The organism is Paenibacillus sp. DCT19, from assembly GCF_003268635.1.
GTDB lineage: Bacteria > Bacillota > Bacilli > Paenibacillales > Paenibacillaceae > Paenibacillus.
In genome coordinates this window covers 1,936,805-1,952,836 of record NZ_CP029639.1, presented here as the reverse complement: position 1 = coordinate 1,952,836, position 16,032 = coordinate 1,936,805, and the positions used below count along the sequence as shown (strand labels likewise).

Below are 16,032 nucleotides of genomic sequence, written 5' to 3'. Positions count from 1 at the left end.
ATATCCGTTATCTATACCTGTTGTCTGTAACGCAGACATACGATTTTCCCTAATAACCAGTTGGAGTGACATCCAATGCTTTTCAGGAAAACAGCTCCGAGGTGAGCTCGTATATAAGGGATAATGGTGGTGGTTTCAGCAGATCCAGCCACTCTCTGAGCAAAAGAGCCCTTAAAACTTCGTCCTCTTCATAGCCGATGAAATATTCTCGTTAAATGTTAGGAACATTATATGATTCCTCCGAGCGATAAGTCAATACCTGTTTTTGATAAAAATTTTAAACACACTCACTTTTCATCTCCAAGAACTAATGTAACCCAAACCTACTACTCTCATTCAGTCACCTTTTATCTTGCTCCAGGCATAGGATACACAAGCAGCATGACTGGTTAAGAGAGGAGGCTCCCTATGGTTATTCGGCAACGCAAATCTAAGCTGGATGACACTGCCATTATGAGACTGATTGATTCTCAACTTGTTCCCCTTTCTCATATGAGTGAAAGTGAAATCAATAAAATACGCAAAGAAATACCCCTGCGAATGAACAGGGGCATGACCTTTGTTGTCTCATCGGAGCCTGACCAAGAAGCAGTCGCATTCATCCATTTTCTCATGCATGGTGAACTTCTGTATGTGGATATGATGGCCGTTGCCACGAAAGAGCAACGAAAGCGCTACGGACAAAACTTGTTACTCAAAGCCGAGCAATTCGCTGCATCAAGAGGCTGCAAAAGATCCAAGGTCATGGTCGATGAAGGAAACATAAAGGGCCTACACTTTTATCAAAAAAATGGCTATAGTACGATTCGCTATATTATGATTAGCCGATGCTACGAAATGGAAAAAGAATCTGATTACACTAAAGTGCGTAGTCCTTAAAAGAAACCTGGTGGACGTGGTCCTGGTCCATATGGTCCAAATCCAGAACCTGGTCCGTAACCTGGACCACCACCATATCCTGGACCCGGTTTCGGGCCTGGTCCGTAGCCAGGGCCGTAACCAGGACCATAACCACCTCCGAAACCTGGGCCTGACCCGTAAGCATAAGGTAAAGTCGCGATGGCGAGCAGATCAAATAAAACAAGTGGCAGAATTGCCTTTGTACGTACCTTCTTCCCATCCATCCGCTTCAAAACCAATTTATTTCCGGACACTTTCAGCAGCTTTCCGGTAACTCGAGTACCATCCTTTTTGACGGCAATAATATTTTTGCCTATCAATTTCCTAGCCGCATGACGCGTAACATGTTTTTTCATACTTTCCCCTCCTCCTCGCATCGTTCAGAACAGTGTATTCGTCCATGGCTCGCTTCGCCTGTTTCTTTGTCCCTACCACGAAATATGGGTTCAATGCCCAATCTAGAGATAATAACAAAAGTTCACTGTTACAGAAAAAAAAGACCCGCACATAGCGGATCTTTTGCAATGCAATTTGGAGTTGTTTAACATACTTGGCTTGTTTACCTTTTCCCTGGATCGTATGCCTCTCCAAGTGCAGACGGAGCAGAAGAACGCCCAACCGCTACAACAAGCACAATGATCGTGAGTAGATAAGGCAACATGAAAATAATTTCCTGGGGAATACTTTGAGACCAATCGAACAATTGCACATAGTTTCGAATGGCTTGTGAGAATCCGAAGAACAATGCTGCGATGAACGCACCAATCGGGTTCCACTTACCAAAGATCATTGCTGCAATCGCGATAAAACCTTGTCCAGAAACTGTGTTATGCGAGAATGTTCCTGTCGTCGTTAGTGTAATGGCAGCTCCACCAATTGCTGCGAGCGCACCACTGATCATTACGCCGACATAACGATATCTAAGCACCTTCACACCTACAGTATCCGCAGCACTTGGATGTTCCCCTACGGAACGAAGACGCAAACCAAACGGCGTTTTGTACATGATGTAATACGTCACAAATACAAACGCAATGGCCAGATATGTCGTTGGATATACGTTCTTGAACAGAGCTTCTCCAAGCAATGGAATATCTTGTAACAGGGGCACATTAAATTTGCTAAATCCTTGTACGAGCGGAGAATCCCCTGAACCTTCGAACAACAATTTAACCAAATACAGTGTACTACCTGCCGCCAAAAAGTTAATTACGATACCACTAATAATTTGGTCAGCCTTAAACGTGATTGAAGCAACCGCATGAATAAGCGATACAACTACGCCAAGTACAATGGCAAGCAGAACACCCATCCAAGCGGATGTTGTTCCGTCCATGCCTGCTTCTTGGGCATAGTGCGCACCAATCCCCGCTGCGAACGCTCCAAATACCATGAAACCTTCAAGACCCAGGTTAGTTACACCTGATTTCTCTGAGAAAATACCACCCAAGGATGCAAAAATCAATGCCGTGGCAAAGACAAGCGTCGTATTGATAATTTGCCCGATTGTCAACAAGTCCATCTACAACACCTTCTCTTTCTTGCGCTTGGAATAGAACGGTTTAAGTACCCAGCGCACGATGCCTTGTGCCGCAATGAAGAAGATAATCGAACCGATAACAATCCGAATAATCTCGGGTGGTACATCCGCGGCAAAGCTCATTCCCGCAGAACCGTAAGTGAGCGTACCGAACAGCAACGCACCTAGAAGCACACCAAATGGGTGATTCAAACCAATCAAAGCAACCGCGATCCCATCAAAACCTGTTCCCGGTGAACCGGACATAACGGTTTGGTATTGGAATACACCCAACACTTGGAATGCTCCACCTAAACCAGCAAGCATACCACTAATGAACATCGCTTTGACAATGTTACGGTTGACATGCATACCCGCATATTCAGCTGCATTCGGGTTGTATCCTACAGCACGAATTTCATATCCTTGTTTCGTTTTCCACATATAGATGTAGAAGAGCACAGCCAGAACAATGGCTATTATCGTTCCCATGTGTACACGAGAGTTACCCATTAACTCAGACAACCACGCGATACTGATCGATGCTGATTCACCAATATTTTGTGAGCGGTTCTCCCCTGGTTGCAGCAAGAACTGACGCACAATCAAGTTGGCCAAATACAGACCAATCCAGTTCAACATGATACTACTGATAACTTCATTGACGCCACGCTTAGCTTTCAAATAACCTGCAATAGCTGCCCACAGTCCACCAAATACTGCACCTGCGATCAAAGCGAGTGGAGCATGAATGAAGATCGGTAGTCCTGTAAATTTCACACCTACAAATGTTGCTGCTGTCATACCAACGAGGAATTGTCCTTCTCCCCGATATTAAACAAACCAGCGCGAGATGCAAAGGCAAAGGCAAGTCCAGTCATAATAAGCGGAGTCATTTCACGCACAGCTTCACCGAAGTTGTACATGTCTCCAAACACCTTTTTAAACAACGCACCATAAGCCTCAACTGGGTTATATCCACCAATCAGCATTACGATACCGCCCAGGATCAGACCCATAATAATCGCTACAACAGGTAAAATAAATGAATCACGGGTAAACCATTTTAATACGTTATTCATGCACTGTACCTCTCTTTTGGGTGCTGCCCGCCATCATCAAGCCGAGCTCCCTGTCATTGGTTTCTTCTGGCAGCACCTCGCCTACGATCTCTCCCTCATAAATGACAGCAATCCGATCGGAGACATTGATAATTTCGTCCAACTCGAATGAAATCAGTAGCACTGCTTTCCCCTGATCACGTTGTGCAATCAATTGCTTCTGTACAAACTCAATGGCCCCTACGTCCAAACCACGGGTTGGCTGAGCAGCAATCAGCAGTTCTGGGTTTTTATCAACCTCACGGGCAATAATAGCCTTTTGTTGGTTACCTCCTGACAGGGAACGTGCTTTGGTTTCAATACTCGGTGTACGCACGTCAAATGCCTCGACAAGACGCTTCGCTTGCTTTTTAATTGCATCGAAGTTCAAGAAGCCTCTGCGTGTATATGGAGATTTATAATACGACTCCAGTACGATATTTTCGCTGACTGAAAAATCAAGAACAAGTCCATGTTTATGACGATCCTCAGGGATGTGAGCTACGCCCGATTCCGAGATACGTCGTGGAGATAGGTTAGCAAGTTCCTTACCTTGTAATTTAATCGAGCCACTCTCTATTTTGCGCAGTCCCGTAAGTGCTTCAATCAACTCACTCTGTCCGTTACCATCTACCCCAGCGATACCGACAATCTCTCCTGCACGCACATTGAGGTTCAGCTTATTAAGAACAGGCATGTCCTCTTTGTTTCTAGCCGTCAACTGGCTAACTTCCAGAATGTTAGCACCTGGTGTAGCTGGCTTCTTATCGACCTTAAACGTGACATTACGTCCTACCATTTTTTCGGCTAGTTCATTCGGATTAGTCTCCGCAGTCTTGACTGAATCGATGACTTTACCACGACGAATAATCGTTACGGTATCGGAGATTTCCATAATTTCTTTCAGCTTATGTGTGATCAAAATAATGGACTTACCTTCAGCTACGAGCTTTTTCATAATGATCATCAGTTCTTTGATCTCCTGAGGCGTCAAGACTGCTGTAGGCTCGTCAAAAATCAGAATATCAGCGCCACGGTACAAGGTCTTCACGATCTCTACACGTTGCTGCATTCCGACCGAAATATCATGTATTTTGGCATGTGGATTCACTTTCAAACCATATTGCTCAGACAGACGCTGCACTTCTGCAGCAGCTTTTTTATAATTAATGTTGAGACCCTTTGTTGGCTCAGATCCCAAAATAATGTTCTCTGTTACCGTGAACGGCTGTACGAGCTTAAAGTGCTGATGCACCATACCGATTCCCAGATCGATGGCCTTGTTCGGACTATCGATGATCACCGGCTTGCCATTCACCTCAATGGAACCTTCATCTGGCTGATAGAGACCAAATACAATATTCATCAATGTTGATTTACCAGCGCCGTTTTCGCCTAGTAGAGCATGAATCTCGCCTTTACGAAGCTGAAGGCTGATGGCGTCGTTGGCAACAATGCCTGGAAAACGCTTCGTGATTTGTTTTAACTCAACGACGGGGGTTGCTGCACCCATGTAATCACCCTTATACCTGATATAGTGTGGTTCCACAAACGTAAGAAAAACGTCTAGCGACGTTTATTAGGAATAATAACTGCCATTCAAACAGCGATTTCTTGCTTATAGGCTTACTTCACTGTGCGTGTGGATCAGATGATTCTCAGATGCTAGAACAAGTCTCATGACAATCATAAGGCCGGTCAAGACCGGCCTCTATGACTATTCATTTGCATAACTTTGAAATCAATTACTCAGTAGGTATTTTGATTTCGCCGTTGATGATTTTTTCTTTGTACTCGTCAACTTTAGCAAGTACATCAGCAGGAACGTTAGCAGTAGAAGTATCAGCGATACCTACACCGTTTTCTTTCAGTGTCAGGTTCTCAGAACCACCAGCAAATGTACCATCAACAACTTCTTGGTTTACGCGTTTAACCGCTTCGTCAACTTTTTTGATCATGGAAGTCAAAGTGATCTCATCGCCGAACTCAAGAGATTGGTCTTTATCAACACCGATAACCCATACTTCTTGGCCTTGTTTCTTACGAGCGCTTGCTTCGTTAAACACACCGTTACCAGTTGCGCCAGAAGCGTGGAAGATGATGTCTACGCCTTCGTTGTAAAGTGTAGCTGCTGCTGCTTTACCAAGGTCAGGTTTATCAAATGCACCTGTGTAGTTGGAGATGAATTGAGCGTCAGGGTTAACTGCTTTTACGCCTTCTCTGAATCCAACTTCAAACTTCTTGATCAGTGGGCTTTCCATACCGCCTACAAAACCAATTTTGTTTGTTTTCGTTGTCAGACCTGCAACAACACCAACCAAGAAAGATCCTTCTTCTTCAGCGAAAGTTACAGATTTAACGTTGGGAGAATCCACTACGCTGTCAATGATCGCGAGTTTGGAATCTGGGTTTTGGTCAGCAACCGTTTTGATTGCATCAGCCAATTGGAAACCGATACCCAAGTCAGGTCATATCCACCTTTAACGAACTCGTTCAAGTTAGGAATGTACTCTTCATCGGATTTACTTTGCAGGTATTTAACAGCTACACCTGTTTCAGTTTCAGTTGCTTGCAGAGCTTCCCAAGCGGATTGGTTAAAGGACTTATCGTTAACTCCACCTACGTCAGTTACCATACCAATTTTCAAATCGGATTTCGCTTCAGTAGCTTCGCCACCTGTAGTTCCTCCGGCATTCGTTTCTTCTTTTGGTTTGCTTCCGCAACCTGCGAGCATTACGGATACTGCCAGCAACATGACCAAAGACAAGCTGAGCATCTTCTTCATTTTCTTTAGTTCCCCTTAATGATATATACCTAATTTCTACTCCGTTCCATATTGTTCGGAAGAACAGATGCCAAGCACGGTTTAGTTATGAAATGTATGCTTAATTCGACATATTAAACACATTCCACCCTTAACTTTACCGGATCAACTGTCGAAAAACCGAACATTATGACTAGAGAGAAAAGTTTAGGACTTGCCTACTAGAGGTGATTATACATTTAACCAGTGTTAAAATCTAGATGTTTCATAACCAAAAAGCACTTATTTTTGCACTTTTATTGTTGAAAGCGCTTAAAAATTTAGCAGTTTAACACGCTAACGTTACAACGATGTGATGTTATATAACAAATATATTCCATAATGAGGATCATCAACTAAAAATAAACCATTTTCATTTGTACTATTTGATTATCCAACTTTTATGTACCACCATAATACTGCCATACCTTTAACCGCCATTTTCAGTGTGCCCTTCCTGACAGTTGTATATTCTTTACGCAGAATCTGGCGTAAAAAAAGCCGCCTAGGTACGGCGGCTTGTATAAATATAGTTTAGGCGTTGATTTTACCTTTAGCTACAGTAGCCAAAGAGTTGAACGCATTGATGTCGTTAACGGCCAGATCAGCCAACATTTTGCGGTTCATATCTACACCAGCAAGTTTCAATCCATGAATCAATTTGTTGTAAGACAAACCGTTTTGACGTGCTGCAGCATTGATACGAACGATCCACAGTCTGCGGAAGTTACGTTTTGTGTTGCGACGGTCACGGTATGCGTACACCAAAGATTTCATTACTTGCTCGTTAGCTGTTTTAAAAATGCGGTGTTTGGAACCGAAATAACCTCTTGCCAGTTTCAAAACCTTTTTATGACGACGACGTACTACAAAACCGCCTTTTACTCTTGCCATATTAAAGAACCTCCCAAATAAATATTAAATGTATCCGTGGTATGTGTACGGCCGTAGCCGATCCCCATACGGAATGTACTGTACTGAATTAGCCTTTCAGGTTAGCCAAACCTTGTTTCAAACGTCTCACGTCACCTGCAGCCATAACTGGGTTACCATTCAGAACGCGCTTAGCACGTTTTGATTTGTGGGAAAGCAAGTGGTTTTTGTGAGCTTTGTAACGCAGGACTTTACCGGAACCGGTAATTTTGAAGCGTCCTTTCAAACTGCTGTGTGTTTTCATTTTAGGCATTTTGTGTTTCCTCCTTCAATGTTATCAGGCTTTAGGAGCCAGAATCATGATCATACTGCGGCCTTCCAATTTTGGTTGGCGCTCAATGGTGCAAAGCTCTTCAACTTCTACCTTAACGCGTTCCAAAATCCGTTGACCAATGGCGGCATGCGCAATTTCACGTCCGCGGTAACGAACAGAACATTTCACTTTGTCGCCGTCTTTCAAAAACTTAACTACATTACGAAGCTTCGTCTGATAATCATGCTCCTCAATATTGGAACGGAACCATACTTCTTTAATATCAACAATTTTCTGGTTCTTACGGGCTTCTTTCTCTTTCTTCTGTTGCTCATAGCGGAATTTGCCATAGTCCATGATGCGACACACCGGCGGTTTAGCCTGTGGTGCCACATTGACCAGATCCAAGTTCAGATCAATCGCCATTTGTAGTGCTTCACGAATCGGCTTGATCCCAATTTGTTCTCCTTCAGCTCCGACAAGGCGTACTTCCTTTGCCCGAATCTCATCATTAATCATGTGATCTTTACTAATAACCGTCCACCTCCAGGTCATTTTCAATACTGTACTGCAAAATTAAAAGGGATGCCGGTTAAGCTACCGACATCCCTGTAATCAACACAATTCTTCATGAGTATACACTTCATAAATTATTGGGATCGTTGACCAGCCAACAGTTGTTGGTCAGGTGAGAAGTCGGACTTCTTCTTGTGATTCCATATCACTATTTGTTTAACGCACTTGAATACTATATCATCTGTCGCAGTCATTGTCAACGACTTTACAATTTTAATTTTACTCCATTGTAAACCCGCTCACTAACTACTCCAAAATCCAAGCATTACCCTTGCTTGCTCTGTACCTCATCCAAGCGTACAACACGTGTATGTTGCGTGTGGCTCCACTGTTTGTTGTTCTGTGTGAAGAATGCATAGAACGTAATTGGGTACCAAGAGAGCAGGTAGATCGGGAACAACACCAGATATAGATATACTTTGGCAAAAGTAACCTTCTCCAGCGCCATTGACAACAAGAACGTCAAAATGTTCAAACCGATGGCTACAAATCCTACCCATAATGGGAAGTACCCATACACATTGGCGATATTCGGACCGTTAAACACGGCTGTATCTACCCACATCACTGCTGTCAGCAAGAAGGTTAGCAATACTACATATACGTTGGCGCCATATACGGCAAGGTCAAATTTGACCAAACTTCTTTCTTTGATACTTTGCCACAGCAATGGGAAGAAATATCTCCGTGCAACAGTAAAGTGACCTTGCATCCAACGAAGACGTTGTCTAGCTGAAGCTTTGAACGTCAACGGTTTCTCATCGAACACCTTAGCGTCATAGTTGAAGACTGGATATACATTACGTTGCACACTACGCATCGTAAACTCTAGATCCTCTACCAAGCTTGTTGCTCCCCAACCAATATCTTTCAGCAAATTAGTCTCGAAGCACATTCCTGTACCTCCAAGGAAATTCGCCATGTTCAGGTTGTAACGAGACAACTGCCACAGACGGTTAATGTACCAGTACGATACACCATAAGCTGCTGTAATCCAAGAATCTTCTGGGTTCTTCGTGTCAATATAACCTTGGATCACGCGCGCTCCGTTGCAAAGATCATTGTTCATCTCAAGCAAAAAGTTACGATCTACCAGGTTATCCGCGTCAAACATCACAACTGCATCGTACTGACGTGGCAATTTCCACAGATATTTGAGCATCCACTCGATGGCATACCCTTTACCTCTAAGATCCGCATTCGTACGTACACATGCGTTCAATCCATGGTCTCTAACAATTTGAGCTGTTCCATCTGTACAGTTATCACAGATAACAAATACATCGTACAGATCTTCCGGATAATCAAGTTCTTTCAAGTTCTCCATCAATGCACCAATGACCTGTTCCTCATTGTGCGCAGCGACCAGTACAGCAAATGACTTCGTCGCTGGGTAGTTTTTCTTTTTCTTTTTCTTATACAGACCGAACAGCGAAAACGTGAATTGGTACACGGCTAGCAGTGCCAATAGCACCTGCAGCGTGACGAATATAGCGTCCAACATCGTTCTCTGTTACCCCTTTTATTCAAACCCTTTACTAAATACAAGCGTTTCTCTTCCTGCTTCTGCATCTTATTTTTTTGGTTGTGCAGAATATGACCCTGTTCTTTTGAGTACTACGTGAGTGCTTTGAACAATGTTTCAAACTTGGCTAGAACCTAATTGGCTGCTTTATCGATTTTGGATTCTTTTTAGCCATTTGTCAAAACCGCAATTTCACTTCCTGAAGCAGAAATGTGAACATTAAACGCTGAATTGGCACTCCGCGATGCTGTACACTTGCATTCATGCCAGTTATGTCTTATTTTCAGCCGTTTGCTTGTTTTTTATTTCTATAGTCCCTGCTTTTTTTCTACCAAGCCTATATAGCTTCAGAGTCTACACATCTAAATAACGCAAACCAAGCCCAAAAAGTTCAACAAAAGTTTAATATAAATCACACAATTTCTTACCTCATTTCGGCAGCATTGAATCATTGTATCTTTTTTGGCTCGTCCAAGTCAAAATGTTAAGTTGGGTTTTCATCCACTCTTTAACATGAATTTTACTTTCTTCACATGTCTTCTTCTTGAAAAGGACAACATTTAAAAATATGATAAACATATCCCTGAAATAACCTAAGCATCTTAAAAACGGTTATATAGTAATCAGGACAAAAAACCGGAACCAGAACTTACCCGGAAATACTGCCGCCAATTAGAGCGTGTCTAAAAATTCTGAAGAAAGCAGATTTTGCCGAAATTTCGTTCCAAGTAAGGAAGTTTTCAGCTGGCATGCCCAGGCACGTCAAGGGAAAGTGACGCAGCAGGGAGCGAAATGCGGTACAAGATGCACTACAGCAATTTTTGTGACACGTTCTAGGGCGGCCTGACTGGCAGGAGGCCAATATGAGCCGTTTATTTGTTAAGTTTCAAGAGTATGATCGAAATGTGTTTATGTGGATTAATGGTCGACTTCATAATCGGTTTATGAATTTTTGGCTCTATTACTTCACCCATCTGGGCGGGGCAACATCATCCATCGCCATTTCACTGTTGATATGGTTGTTCGCACCGGCTCCATGGAATACAACAGGACTCCAAGCCTGTGTAGCCTTAGCCGTTAGCCATATTCCCGTGGCGATCGCCAAGAAGCTGTATCCTCGTATACGGCCTTACCTTGCATTACCAGACACGATCACGTTCCGCAATCCTTTGACGGATCATTCATTCCCATCTGGACACACCACCGCCATCTTTTCGGTTACTGTGCCTTTTATGACAATGGATCCATTTCTTCTCAGCGTATTGTTGCCTGTAGCGCTTGTTGTCGGATTCTCCCGTATATACCTGGGATTGCACTATCCTTCCGACGTCCTTGCTGGTGCTACAATCGGTACTTTGGTCGCACTCGCAACAGTTGCATTCTGGACTTAAAGTCGATATGTTAGACGAAGGAAAACCTAGCAGGAACAGGTGAATCAAGCGTGGAAAAAAAACGAGTACTACTATTATCAGAAGGTTTTGGTGCAGGACACACCCAAGCGGCTTACGCTCTTTCCAGCAGTTTGCGCAAACTTTCTACAGATGTGCAGACCAAAGTCCTTGAACTCGGAAGCTTCCTTAATCCCCGAGTTGCACCATTAATTATTACAGCATACAAAAAAACCGTTACCAACCAGCCCAAGTTAGTCGGCTATGTATACAAACATCAATATAAAAAGTCGCTGAATCGATTGACTACTTTGGCGCTGCATAAGCTGTTCTATACTCATACACGGAGCATTGTTCGTCAGCTTCGCCCAAATGTCATCGTTTGTACACACCCTATTCCAAGTGCTGTGATATCCAGACTCAAGCGGCTGGGCGTTCAAGTGCCACTGTGTACCGTAATTACCGATTATGATGCGCACGGTACATGGATCAGCCCTGAGGTGGACTTATACCTCGTCTCTACAGATGAGGTGAAGTCCAAACTGATGCTAAGAGGTGTATCTGTAGACAAAATTCGAGTAACAGGCATACCGGTTCACCCTAACTTTTGGGAGCACCCCGGACGAGATGAGATTCGGAGCAGGTTTAACTTGAAAAATATGCCTACGGTCTTAGTCATGGGCGGTGGTTGGGGAATGCTCAGTGATGAAGTTGTGAATCAGACGCTTACCCGTTGGCACAAGGATATTCAGCTCATTTTCTGCTTAGGGCGGAATGACAAAGTAAGAATCAGTATGGAACAGAATCCTATATATCAAAAAGAAAATATTCATATTATCGGGTACACCAACGAAGTAGATAAACTAATGGAGGTGTCCGATCTGCTCATCACCAAGCCAGGTGGAATGACGTGTAGTGAGGGACTTGCCAAGGGTATTCCGATGTTATTTCATAATCCGATTCCGGGTCAGGAAGAAGAGAATGTTCATTATTTTACTTCTAGAGGGCTTGGAGAAGCGATTACTTCGCTAGATATTGTGGTCAAATGGATGAATCGATTGCTACATAAATACCCGGATATTGTCCGAAAACGTAAACGTCATTTGGCGCAAATTGCCAAGTATCATCCAACACAGAGTGCGCAGAGCATTATTGATTTATTAGAGATCCGGTCTTATCCAACAGACCATTCAAGCTTCTAACGTTTCTAAGCAAATTCCCATCCATACAAAAAAAAGGTATCTTCGAAATGAAGATACCTTTTTTTGTATATTGGTTCAAGATAGCAAACCTCACGATCTCCGCATTACAATTAATGCCTATCAGTAGCTTCGTTCAACATCGTTGCACTTCAAATACAGCTCTATTGAATTCCTGCTGATTTCAGATATTCTTGCCACTGTTTCGTGTATTCACTTTGGATTTTTTCAAGTCCTGCCTGCTTCGCCTTCTCCATAAATGTATTCAGACCTGCCTCGACATCGGCTACTAAGCCTACGTTAAGCGGGTAGAGATACTGTTTCTCCACTTGCTCCAGTGCTGCCTTTTCAGCCTGATAAGGTGTCCAGTCCTCTGCAAATCCAGTGAAAATATCTGGCTTCTTAATTTTGTCGAGTTCCTCGAACATGGTCAGCACATCGTCAAATGATTTGTCATACAGCATGAATTCCGGATTCCGCCATGCCCAGCCATTCATCCCTTCACGTGGGAAACCGTTGGTTTGAGCATCGCCAATCATCTTGTAGTAGCCATCCTGTACTTCGAAGTTTTTACCCTCTACGCCGTACTCAGTAAGCCAGTTGTATCGTTTATCCGTTACAAGCTTCTCATAGAACGCCAATGCGCGTTCAGGATTTTTGCTGCTACGTGGAATCGCAAAACCGTTATGAATCGGATGAACCGGTTGTGCAAACCCTTTCGCATTCGGATATGGGAAATAACCCAACTTCCAATCTGGATGCGTTGACTGAATCTTGATCACGTCGGCATTGAATTTGTTCGGATTCTCTCCAGAGAGAATCACAGCTGCTTTGCCATTTTGCAGTAGTGAATTGGAGGTGTCCTTCACATTCAGTACGTTTTTCGGGAAAAATCCTTTGTCCATCCAGCGTTTATAAGTCTTCAGATCTTCTAGGTGCTGTGCTGAACCCCAATAGGATGCAACATTGGAAGGTGACTCATACATGATGTCCAGACCGTAAGGTAACTGACCTGCCGTATTTACGAGCTTAGAGTTCAATTGACGAATGCCATGGGTATGATTCGCATTGCTGTCTGCGATCGGTATCATATCAGGTTCATTCGCTTTGATCCCCTCAAGGTACGCTTCAAGCGTCTCCATGGATTCAGGCTTAGGCAAATTATACTTCTCACGCAGATCCTCACGGTAAGCAATACCTTCGGTTACATATTCAATCCATGTGGAAGGAACTGTATAGATTTTTTCATTGATTTTGACTGCATTCCACATATCCTCTGGTACATGTGCTTGCAGAGTCGGTGCAACCTTAGGCAGCATTTCATCCAGCGCCAGGAACGCACCTTTTTTGGCATAGGATTGGTAGAATGTCCAATCGGCCGTAAAGATAAGGTCTATCGGTTGCCCCGAGGAGAGCAGCAATTTATATTTTTGATCCCAGTCTGTCCAGGAGGTGTAATTGAATTTGACGTTAACGTTCAGATCAGCCTCAGCCAATTTATTAATCTCTGATTCAATGGTCGGTAGGTCTTTCGGTGCATCACCAAGCATGTAGAATTGCAGGGTTACTTTGTCTCCTTTGGAAGTTGAAGAGCCTCCCTCTGCACTACCTTGTGTCGATTCCCCCGAACCGGTGTTACATGCGGCCAGCACCCCAGCAAACATCATCAAGGCAATAATTAGAGACAGGTGCCGAAGAAATGTTTTGTTTCGCATATGCATCCTCCCTTTTTGTGTTGAAACGTATATGTTAGCGCAGATCCGATGTGGTACAGGAAAGTTCGGACTGCAACCGCCCTGAAGCCATATCGGTTTCGCGTTCTAACCTTTAACCGCACCAATCGTCAGACCTCTGACAAAATAACGTTGGACGAACGGATACAGGAACAAGATCGGCCCTGTCACGATAATCGCCATCGCCATCTTGGTCGATTCAGTAGGTACATCCTGGCTCAGCGTAATACCTGTTCCAATCGCCATCTGATCTATAAACGTAATCGTGTTCATCGTGTTGTATAGATAGAATTGCAATTGATACATATCCGGATTGTTGATAAACAGCGATGATGTAAACCAGTCATTCCAGTATCCGAGTGCGAGGAAAAGTCCAACTGTGGCAATGCCAGGCATCGCCAAATTCAATACAACGCTGAAATAAATACGGAAGTCATTCGCGCCATCAATTTTGGCAGACTCAATGAGCTCATCAGGAACAGCGGATCGAATAAAATTTTTCATTAGAATGATGAGAAATGGCGTCATGAGGCCAGGGAAGATCAATACGGTGTACGTATCGGTCAAGTTAAAGTAATTCGCCAGCATGATGTACCAAGGCACAAGTCCTCCACCGAACAAGGTCGTAAAGTAGATGAAGAAGGAGAATGTATTCCGGTATTTGAAATCTTTGCGCTGTAGCACAAAGCCCGCCATTGTGATGAAGAATAGTCCAAGCGCTGTTCCTACAACGGTCGTAAATACAGTGACGCCATAGGCTTTGAGTACCTGTGTAGGGAATTTGAATACCATCTTATAACCTTCCAGTGAAAAATCGGTGGGAAACAGATGGTATCCGTCCCTCACGATGGATTCATTACTGCTGAATGAACCAGACAAAATCAGTAGAAATGGCACCAAACAGATAATGGAAAGAAACAAAATAAAGGTGTACGCGATCACTTGAAAGAGCATTGTGAATTCCGAATCTCTGGCACGAGTATGCATAGTTGGTCTCCCTTCTGCCTATTGGGCGTTCTAGAACAAAGCGTAATCCTCATTCACTTTGCGAATGATGTAATTGACCGTCATGATAAGAATAAAGCCGAACAGTGATTGATACAGCCCAGCAGCTGTCGCCATGCCAATATCAAAGGTCACCTTCAACGAGCGATATACGTACGTATCAATAATATCGGTGGCATTATATAGCACCCCGTTGTTTCCGATCAGTTGGTAAAAGAGATCAAATTGCCCCTTCATAATGCTTCCTAATGAGAAGAGCAGCAGAATAACAAACGTTGGTTTCAACATCGGAACCGTAATGTACCAGATACGTTGAAAGATATTCGCCCCATCCATACGAGCCGCCTCGTAGTATTCATCACTGATGCCTGTGATGGCAGCCAGATAGATGACCATGCTGTATCCGAGGTTCTTCCATAGATAGAAGATGATGATCAGGAACACCCAGATCCACGGCGTATTATAGATATCAACCGGCCCTGCCTCGAAGCGTTTCAGCACTGTATTCACAAAACCGGATTCGTAGTTGAACATGTTGTAAGCGATTACACTCAATAGTACAAATGAAATGAAATACGGTAAAAACATAACGGATTGGGTAACTTTTTTGAACACTTTGCCCCTGATCTCACTGAGCATGATTGCGCAAAAGATAGCGAGTCCGTTTCCTAATATAATGAAGGCTAGATTGTAACCCACGGTATTCGTGGTCAGCTTCAGGAGCATTCCTGATTGCCAGAGAAACTTGAAGTTCTCCAAACCTACAAATGGACTACCGAACAAACCACCTTCAAAATCATACCTCGTAAAGGCGTAGTAGATGCCGACCATCGGAAAATACGAGTTAATCAGAAAAAAGATCAGTGTAGGTAGCAGCATCAGAAACAACATTTTGTTTTTGTTCAATTCTTTGAGCATGGCTCGATCCCTCCCGAATTTCTTGACGGCGCTGGTGCGCTGTGGAGCTCTGGTTTTTATTGTAGATGCCCCTGCCGCTCTTGAATACTGAATCATCCGTCCGGAAAATGAACGATCTTGCCAAAGTGAATATGAACAATTTGAACGAACAGTGAAATGAACAGCTGAACGTTCACAAAT

At 43.5% G+C, this 16,032-nt stretch carries 13 protein-coding genes and 2 pseudogenes; 3 read left to right on the top strand and 12 right to left on the bottom strand.

The genetic code is table 11. The annotated features are described in order from the left end of the window. Positions 1-408: 408 nt before the first annotated feature. On the top strand, positions 409-879 hold the full coding sequence (locus DMB88_RS08800) for a GNAT family N-acetyltransferase (RefSeq protein ID WP_128101059.1): 471 nt from the start codon (positions 409-411) through the stop codon (positions 877-879). Here the strand turns inward: DMB88_RS08800 and DMB88_RS08795 are convergent. From DMB88_RS08795 to DMB88_RS08755, 9 genes and pseudogenes are all read right to left on the bottom strand, one after another. Further along, positions 876-1,256 (bottom strand): hypothetical protein, encoded by a 381-nt coding sequence (locus DMB88_RS08795; protein ID WP_128101058.1) that lies wholly within the window; start codon positions 1,254-1,256, stop codon positions 876-878. The two genes, DMB88_RS08800 and DMB88_RS08795, sit on opposite strands and share 4 nt — an antisense overlap. A gap of 203 nt (positions 1,257-1,459) precedes the next feature. Next, a complete protein-coding gene (locus tag DMB88_RS08790; RefSeq protein WP_128101057.1) occupies positions 1,460-2,422 on the bottom strand; it encodes an ABC transporter permease in 963 nt (320 codons plus the stop codon). Further along, positions 2,423-3,501, bottom strand: a pseudogene (locus DMB88_RS08785) (ABC transporter permease). It abuts the gene before it with no gap. After that, the gene (locus tag DMB88_RS08780; RefSeq protein WP_128101056.1) at positions 3,494-5,032 is read right to left on the bottom strand and encodes an ABC transporter ATP-binding protein; all 1,539 of its coding nucleotides are present in this window, start codon (positions 5,030-5,032) and stop codon (positions 3,494-3,496) included. Before DMB88_RS08780 ends, DMB88_RS08785 begins: the two are co-directional and overlap by 8 nt. A 232-nt stretch (positions 5,033-5,264) precedes the next feature. After that, positions 5,265-6,304 (bottom strand): annotated as a pseudogene (locus DMB88_RS08775) (BMP family protein). 552 nt (positions 6,305-6,856) lie between these two features. Next, positions 6,857-7,216 (bottom strand): 50S ribosomal protein L20, encoded by a 360-nt coding sequence (gene rplT, locus DMB88_RS08770; protein ID WP_095288335.1) that lies wholly within the window; start codon positions 7,214-7,216, stop codon positions 6,857-6,859. 88 nt (positions 7,217-7,304) lie between these two features. Further along, the gene (gene rpmI, locus DMB88_RS08765; RefSeq protein WP_017689665.1) at positions 7,305-7,508 is read right to left on the bottom strand and encodes a 50S ribosomal protein L35; all 204 of its coding nucleotides are present in this window, start codon (positions 7,506-7,508) and stop codon (positions 7,305-7,307) included. A 24-nt stretch (positions 7,509-7,532) separates the two neighbouring features. Next, positions 7,533-8,027 carry a translation initiation factor IF-3 gene (gene infC / locus DMB88_RS08760; RefSeq protein WP_128104375.1) on the bottom strand — a complete coding sequence of 165 codons (495 nt, stop codon included), beginning with the start codon at positions 8,025-8,027 and terminating at the stop codon, positions 7,533-7,535. Between the two features lie 322 nt (positions 8,028-8,349). Beyond that, the gene (locus DMB88_RS08755; RefSeq protein WP_128101055.1) at positions 8,350-9,588 is read right to left on the bottom strand and encodes a glycosyltransferase family 2 protein; all 1,239 of its coding nucleotides are present in this window, start codon (positions 9,586-9,588) and stop codon (positions 8,350-8,352) included. An 884-nt stretch (positions 9,589-10,472) separates the two neighbouring features. Between DMB88_RS08755 and DMB88_RS08750 the strand changes: the two genes are divergently transcribed. Together DMB88_RS08750 and DMB88_RS08745 are read left to right on the top strand one after the other, a co-directional pair. Then, on the top strand, positions 10,473-11,000 hold the full coding sequence (locus DMB88_RS08750) for a phosphatase PAP2 family protein (RefSeq protein WP_128101054.1): 528 nt from the start codon (positions 10,473-10,475) through the stop codon (positions 10,998-11,000). A 50-nt stretch (positions 11,001-11,050) separates the two neighbouring features. Continuing rightward, positions 11,051-12,199 carry an MGDG synthase family glycosyltransferase gene (locus DMB88_RS08745; protein ID WP_128101053.1) on the top strand — a complete coding sequence of 383 codons (1,149 nt, stop codon included), beginning with the start codon at positions 11,051-11,053 and terminating at the stop codon, positions 12,197-12,199. Positions 12,200-12,360: 161 nt separating this feature from the next. On the opposite strand, the gene DMB88_RS08740 is transcribed toward DMB88_RS08745, so the two are convergent. The 3 genes from DMB88_RS08740 to DMB88_RS08730 all read right to left on the bottom strand — a co-directional run bounded on the left by DMB88_RS08740 (position 12,361) and on the right by DMB88_RS08730 (position 15,852). Then, complete coding sequence (locus tag DMB88_RS08740; RefSeq protein WP_128101052.1) at positions 12,361-13,911, bottom strand: ABC transporter substrate-binding protein; 1,551 nt, start codon at positions 13,909-13,911, stop codon at positions 12,361-12,363. A gap of 105 nt (positions 13,912-14,016) precedes the next feature. Continuing rightward, positions 14,017-14,916, bottom strand: coding sequence for a carbohydrate ABC transporter permease (locus DMB88_RS08735; protein ID WP_056698705.1), 900 nt, complete (start codon positions 14,914-14,916; stop codon positions 14,017-14,019). A 30-nt stretch (positions 14,917-14,946) separates the two neighbouring features. Continuing rightward, a complete protein-coding gene (locus tag DMB88_RS08730; RefSeq protein ID WP_128101051.1) occupies positions 14,947-15,852 on the bottom strand; it encodes an ABC transporter permease in 906 nt (301 codons plus the stop codon). Between the last annotated feature and the right edge of the window lie 180 nt (positions 15,853-16,032).

What these genes read in the sequence shown, in the direction of transcription:
- DMB88_RS08780 (WP_128101056.1), bottom strand. Translation starts at nt 5,032, where the DNA reads ATGGGTGCAGCAACCCCCGTCGTTGAGTTAAAACAAATCACGAAGCGT.
- rplT (WP_095288335.1), bottom strand. Translation starts at nt 7,216, where the DNA reads ATGGCAAGAGTAAAAGGCGGTTTTGTAGTACGTCGTCGTCATAAAAAG.
- DMB88_RS08735 (WP_056698705.1), bottom strand. Translation starts at nt 14,916, where the DNA reads ATGCATACTCGTGCCAGAGATTCGGAATTCACAATGCTCTTTCAAGTG.
- DMB88_RS08755 (WP_128101055.1), bottom strand. Translation starts at nt 9,588, where the DNA reads ATGTTGGACGCTATATTCGTCACGCTGCAGGTGCTATTGGCACTGCTA.
- DMB88_RS08750 (WP_128101054.1), top strand. Translation starts at nt 10,473, where the DNA reads ATGAGCCGTTTATTTGTTAAGTTTCAAGAGTATGATCGAAATGTGTTT.
- infC (WP_128104375.1), bottom strand. Translation starts at nt 8,027, where the DNA reads ATGATTAATGATGAGATTCGGGCAAAGGAAGTACGCCTTGTCGGAGCT.
- DMB88_RS08790 (WP_128101057.1), bottom strand. Translation starts at nt 2,422, where the DNA reads ATGGACTTGTTGACAATCGGGCAAATTATCAATACGACGCTTGTCTTT.
- DMB88_RS08740 (WP_128101052.1), bottom strand. Translation starts at nt 13,911, where the DNA reads ATGCGAAACAAAACATTTCTTCGGCACCTGTCTCTAATTATTGCCTTG.
- DMB88_RS08800 (WP_128101059.1), top strand. Translation starts at nt 409, where the DNA reads ATGGTTATTCGGCAACGCAAATCTAAGCTGGATGACACTGCCATTATG.
- rpmI (WP_017689665.1), bottom strand. Translation starts at nt 7,508, where the DNA reads ATGCCTAAAATGAAAACACACAGCAGTTTGAAAGGACGCTTCAAAATT.
- DMB88_RS08795 (WP_128101058.1), bottom strand. Translation starts at nt 1,256, where the DNA reads ATGAAAAAACATGTTACGCGTCATGCGGCTAGGAAATTGATAGGCAAA.
- DMB88_RS08730 (WP_128101051.1), bottom strand. Translation starts at nt 15,852, where the DNA reads ATGCTCAAAGAATTGAACAAAAACAAAATGTTGTTTCTGATGCTGCTA.